This is a genomic window from Streptomyces sp. NPDC059832 (assembly GCF_042731715.1).
Lineage (GTDB): Bacteria > Actinomycetota > Actinomycetes > Streptomycetales > Streptomycetaceae > Streptomyces.
Genome location: NZ_JBHWIY010000122.1, coordinates 1 through 1,057, shown reverse-complemented (window position 1 = coordinate 1,057; position 1,057 = coordinate 1). Strand labels below are relative to the sequence as shown.

Below are 1,057 nucleotides of genomic sequence, written 5' to 3'. Positions count from 1 at the left end.
CGCAGGAGGCCGCCGGCGGGCGGATGCGGGAGAGCGAGCGGGGCGAACTGGAGCGGCTGCGGCGGGAGATGAGCGAGAAGAACAAGCGGATACGCGAGCTGGAGATGGAGCGTGATGTCCTCAAGCGATGCATGGTCCTCTGGGTGAAGTGACCGAACAGGCACCGGCCGAGGTGGCCGCGTTCGTCGGTAACCAGAGGACCGAACACCACGTCCCGCACCGTCTGGCCTGCCGCGTGCCAGTCCTGGTTCTACAAGTGGCGCCGGCCGCCCTTCACCGCCCGCCATGTGCGGAAAGGGCAGCTGTCCGACGCGGTCCGGCGGATCTTCGACGGCTCGGGCGGTACCTACGGCTCCCCGAAGATCTGGATCACGCTGGTGCGGGAGGGCTGGCGCGTGTCGGTGAACACTGTCGCGAAGCCGATGGCCGAACTCGGCCTGGCCGGACGGATGCCCTGCAGGCGACGGGGCCTGACCCGGCCCGGCAAGCGGGCCGCTGCCCCGGACTTCGTGCGCCGGGACTTCACCGCCACCGCTCGTGACCAGGTGTGGGCGGGCGACATGACGGAGATCGTCACCGGGGAGGGCAAGCTGTATCTGGCCACGGTCATCGATCTGTTCTCCCGGCGGCTGCTGGGCTATGCGATGGGCGAGCGCCACGATGCCGAGCTCGTGGCCGCATCCCTCAACATGGCCGCCGCCACCCGCGGCGGCGACGTGAAGGGCGTGATCTTTCATAGCGACCGCGGCAGCGAGTACGTCTCCCGGCGCCTGGGCGTAACGCAGCCCATGGGCCGGGTCGGGTCGTGTTTCGACAACGCCGTCAGCGAGGCGTTCAACAGCGTGCTCAAGGTCGAGTACGTCCACCGGCACACCTTCAGCAGCCGCACCGAGGCCCGGCTGAGGATCGCGACCTGGATCACCGGGTTCTACAACACGCATCGGCTGCACAGCGTGTACGGATACCGCAGCCCGATCGACTACGAACAAAGCCACCCGGCCGACTCCGCTCTGAAGCTGGCCGCATAGAAGATCTCCACGGTTCGAGGGGATTGACA

At 67.9% G+C, this 1,057-nt stretch carries 1 pseudogene; it reads left to right on the top strand.

Annotated features, from left to right (window positions below):
• Positions 1–251: 251 nt before the first annotated feature.
• A pseudogene (locus ACFV8T_RS45650) lies at positions 252–1,028 on the top strand (IS3 family transposase); the annotation flags it as partial.
• Positions 1,029–1,057: the final 29 nt, after the last annotated feature.